The organism is Raoultella sp., from assembly GCF_039594335.1.
Classification (GTDB): Bacteria; Pseudomonadota; Gammaproteobacteria; order Enterobacterales; family Enterobacteriaceae; genus Klebsiella.
Genome location: NZ_JBCNNS010000259.1, coordinates 1 through 3,302 on the forward strand (window position 1 = coordinate 1; position 3,302 = coordinate 3,302).

Consider the following 3,302-nt stretch of genomic DNA (forward strand, 5'->3'; position numbering starts at 1 on the left):
GGTGTGTGCCAGCGCACACAAATTATCGACCACTGCTTCGACGCTGGTACCATATCCGGCTTCCATATCCACGCTCAGCGGAAGTGCCACCCGCGCGCGGATGCGGGTGACCAACTGCAGCAGTTCTGCGAACAGTAGCCCTTCGCCATCGTTCAGCCCCTGGGAATGGGCGATGGCTGCGCTGGACGTGCCAATGGCCGTATACCCCGCGTCGGCGGCAGCGCTGGCGCTGGGGACGTCCCAGACGTTAGCCAGCAGCACAGGCGTAGCCTGTTGATGTTGTTGTGCGAAATCCATAGGTCCTCCGGTTGGGTGGTGATACGGTGGATTCTGGCCCGTTTGCGTCGGGCGCCACAACCGAAAACCGGACGACTATTTTTTTACGCCCGACCGCCGCCAGCTTCGGCGACAAAGCCGCTTACTGGCGCCGCCACTCCCCCGGCGTCACGCCATACAGCTTCCTGAACGCTTTCGAAAATGACGCCTGCGACTGAAACCCACAGCGCCCGGCAATCACCTCAAGATTTGTCTGTCGCTCCAGGCGCAGCAGGCGCGCAGCCAGCGCCATACGCAGCTGCGAAAGCCAGGTCTGCGGCGTGAGGTGATATACGCGGGCAAAGTGCCGGGCGAAGGTCGCGCGCGATAAAAAAGCCCGGGCGGCCATACTCTCCAGCGTCCAGGGCTGCTCCGGCGTTTCCAGCACCGCGAAAACAGCGGGCATCAGCCGTTCATCGCTCATCAGTCGCAGCAGCCCTTCCGGTGGCGTCTCGCTACCCAGCAGCGTGCGCAACAGCAAAACCAGCAACGTGTCGCCAAGGCTGCGCACGATAGCGCCGCTGCCCGGACGCGCTATCAGGCTTTCTCGTACCAGCACGTTAAGCAGCAGCTCCAGCTCCGGGCACGCCGCGCGCTCGTCGGTATGCAGGTGAATCAAGTCAGCAGGTTGCGCAAATAACCAGCTGACGTGCGGACCGAAGTAAAATTCGCCACACAGCATCTCCAGTGCATCATGGTCGCTACTGGTTCGGACCTCGGTCAGGGTACCGTTAAAGCGGTGGACGACGGGCAGGATCTGCCCCCACTCCACCAGGCTTTCCATCAGATGCGGCGAGCCGTGCGGGAGCAGGATGACATCTCCCGCCCGCATCTGCCGGGCTTGCTTGCCGACCATCAGCCGCCCCTCGCCGCGCAACACAAAATGCCAGGGCACCACGCCGCTGCGCATCTGCTCATGGCCCGCCTGCCAGCGACCGCCAAACCGACAATGGAGATTCACTTCGCAGCGCGGCGCCAGCAGCGCTAACAGATGACTGAGACTGTCCATGCCACTCCTGAGACGATAAGACAAAAAAATGAGACGAAGAGCCTCAGTCTAGCACGCCGCATATCGCTAAGATCTCGTCATTGCCACACCATCCCCTTACAGACACAGGAGCACATCATGAGCCGTTTAGCTGAAATTCGTGAACAAGACGTCACCGGTAAAGCCACAGACATTTTCGGCGCAATCAAAAAAGCGATGGGTAAAGTGCCCAATGCCTATCTAACTATTGGCGGCCATTCGCCGGCGGCATTGCAGCAGGCGCTGGCGCATAACGCGATGCTGAGTAAAAGCAGCCTGAATGCCAAAGAGCTGGAAGCGATTAACCTCGCCGTGAGCGAAGCCACCGGCTGTGATTACTGCCTGGCGGCGCATACGTTAATGGCGAAAAAAGCGGGTTACCGCAGCGAGCAAATCCATGCCCTGCGCCGCGGCGAGTTTGCTGAAGATGCTCGTCTCGACACGCTGGTGAAGTTTGTCCAGACCCTGGTGCGCACTCGCGGCACGCTCCCGGAGGCCGACGTCAGCGCACTGCATCACGCCAGCTTCAGCGACCAGCAGGTGATTGAGATTATCAGTGCGGTGAGCGCCATTCTGTTCACCAATATGGTGAACCGGGTGAATGATACAGTCGTCGACTTCCCGAAAGCCGATTAACCCGTCACGTCGCCTGTTTATAGCCCCAGTTCGCTCAGCCCCGGATGGTCATCGGGGCGGCGCCCCTGGGGCCAGTGGAACAGGCGATCCTGTGCTGCAATCGGCAGATCGTTAATGCTGGCATGGCGGGTATGCATCAGGCCATGCTCATCAAACTCCCAGTTTTCATTGCCATAGGAGCGGAACCAACTGCCGCTGTCGTCACACCATTCATAGGCGAAACGCACCGCAATACGGTTATCGTTCCATGCCCACAGCTCCTTAATCAGCCGGTATTGCTGCTCCTTTTGCCATTTTCGCGTCAGAAAACCGATGATTTCCGCGCGTCCATGAACAAATTCGCTGCGGTTGCGCCACTGGCTGTCGGCCGTATAGGCCAGCGCCACTTTTTGCAGCGCGCTTTCCCGGGTAAACGGCGGTAGCGGCGGGCGAAATTCGGTCATGGTCGTTCTCCTTTTAGCGTTAACTGTTGTTGTAGATGCAGGTTTTCCTGCTCCAGCGCCTGAATACGCTGTTGCAGCGTCTGGCTATACTCCGCCACCTGCCGGGCGCTGTAACGCGGCGTAATGTGCTGCGGACAGTTCCAGTCGAACGCCTGCAGATGAAAGCGAAACAGGCGTTCCACCCGGGCGCGGTCATTGTCTGGCGTTAACCGGGCCAGCAGACCCGGATTATCGTCCTTCGCCAGCACCTCGACGGTGGCATAGATTTTCAGCCTGGCGCGGCGCGGGTAATCCATCAAAAACAGGCAGGCACGCTCGCTGCCGCGCAGGTTGCCGGTGGTGATGTATTGCCGGTTGCCGCTAAAATCCGCCATCGCCAGCGTGGCGTCATCCAGCAGATGGAGAAATCCTGGCGGCCCGCCACGATGCTGGATATAGGGCCAGCCGGTTTGCGATAACGTTGCCAGATAAAAACTGTCGCGGGTGACGATCATCTCCTCTTCGCTGGCACCGAAACGCTCCCCCCTGCGCTGGCGATACGGCGACTGCCACAGACCATCGCTCCCCATTTCATGTTGAACCTCCATCACATCAGGCGTGATGGCAATATCGAGAAAGTCCCCCGGCATAAATCCTCCGAACGCACGGTTACTGCGTCCATCATGGACTCTGCCGCTATAAATGATAATACTGCGATACTGACAATCATCTTTCCGAAAACGGGATAATCATGGATCGCTTGAGCGCAATGGCGTTGCTGGTAAAAGTCACTGAACTGGGCAGCATGTCGGCAGCGGCGCGGGCGCTGAATACGCCGTTGACCACTGTCAGCCGCCATATTGCCGAGCTGGAAAGCACGCTCGGCGTGCGCCTGCTGCTGC

At 59.3% G+C, this 3,302-nt stretch carries 5 protein-coding genes and 1 pseudogene; 2 read left to right on the forward strand and 4 right to left on the reverse strand.

The annotated features are described in order from the left end of the window. Together ACZAHD_RS22625 and ACZAHD_RS22630 are read right to left on the reverse strand one after the other, a co-directional pair. Window positions 1-297, reverse strand: a 297-nt coding sequence (locus ACZAHD_RS22625) for an isocitrate lyase/phosphoenolpyruvate mutase family protein (protein WP_462458725.1), incomplete at its 3' end; no start/stop codon positions are given. A gap of 121 nt (window positions 298-418) precedes the next feature. Continuing rightward, complete coding sequence (locus ACZAHD_RS22630) at window positions 419-1,324, reverse strand: helix-turn-helix transcriptional regulator (RefSeq protein ID WP_462458726.1); 906 nt, start codon at window positions 1,322-1,324, stop codon at window positions 419-421. 117 nt (window positions 1,325-1,441) lie between these two features. On the opposite strand from ACZAHD_RS22630, the gene ACZAHD_RS22635 reads away from it, so the two are divergent. After that, window positions 1,442-1,978, forward strand: a complete 537-nt coding sequence (locus ACZAHD_RS22635) for a carboxymuconolactone decarboxylase family protein (RefSeq protein WP_462458727.1) — start codon at window positions 1,442-1,444, stop codon at window positions 1,976-1,978. A gap of 17 nt (window positions 1,979-1,995) precedes the next feature. Here the strand turns inward: ACZAHD_RS22635 and ACZAHD_RS22640 are convergent, their stop codons facing one another. Together ACZAHD_RS22640 and ACZAHD_RS22645 are read right to left on the reverse strand one after the other, a co-directional pair. Beyond that, entirely contained in the window at window positions 1,996-2,421 is a 426-nt protein-coding gene (locus ACZAHD_RS22640) for a nuclear transport factor 2 family protein (RefSeq protein ID WP_462458728.1), read from the reverse strand. Continuing rightward, window positions 2,418-3,050: a pyridoxamine 5'-phosphate oxidase family protein gene (locus ACZAHD_RS22645; protein ID WP_462458729.1), complete on the reverse strand. Its 633-nt coding sequence runs from the start codon at window positions 3,048-3,050 to the stop codon at window positions 2,418-2,420. Before ACZAHD_RS22645 ends, ACZAHD_RS22640 begins: the two co-directional genes overlap by 4 nt. 33 nt (window positions 3,051-3,083) lie before the next feature. On the opposite strand from ACZAHD_RS22645, the pseudogene ACZAHD_RS22650 reads away from it, so the two are divergent. Continuing rightward, window positions 3,084-3,302: pseudogene (locus ACZAHD_RS22650) on the forward strand (helix-turn-helix domain-containing protein); the annotation flags it as partial.

Bases quoted from the DNA above. Each gene is read 5' to 3' on its own strand.
- ACZAHD_RS22630 (WP_462458726.1), bottom strand. From the start codon at position 1,324: ATGGACAGTCTCAGTCATCTGTTAGCGCTGCTGGCGCCGCGCTGCGAA.
- ACZAHD_RS22635 (WP_462458727.1), top strand. From the start codon at position 1,442: ATGAGCCGTTTAGCTGAAATTCGTGAACAAGACGTCACCGGTAAAGCC.
- ACZAHD_RS22640 (WP_462458728.1), bottom strand. From the start codon at position 2,421: ATGACCGAATTTCGCCCGCCGCTACCGCCGTTTACCCGGGAAAGCGCG.
- ACZAHD_RS22645 (WP_462458729.1), bottom strand. From the start codon at position 3,050: ATGCCGGGGGACTTTCTCGATATTGCCATCACGCCTGATGTGATGGAG.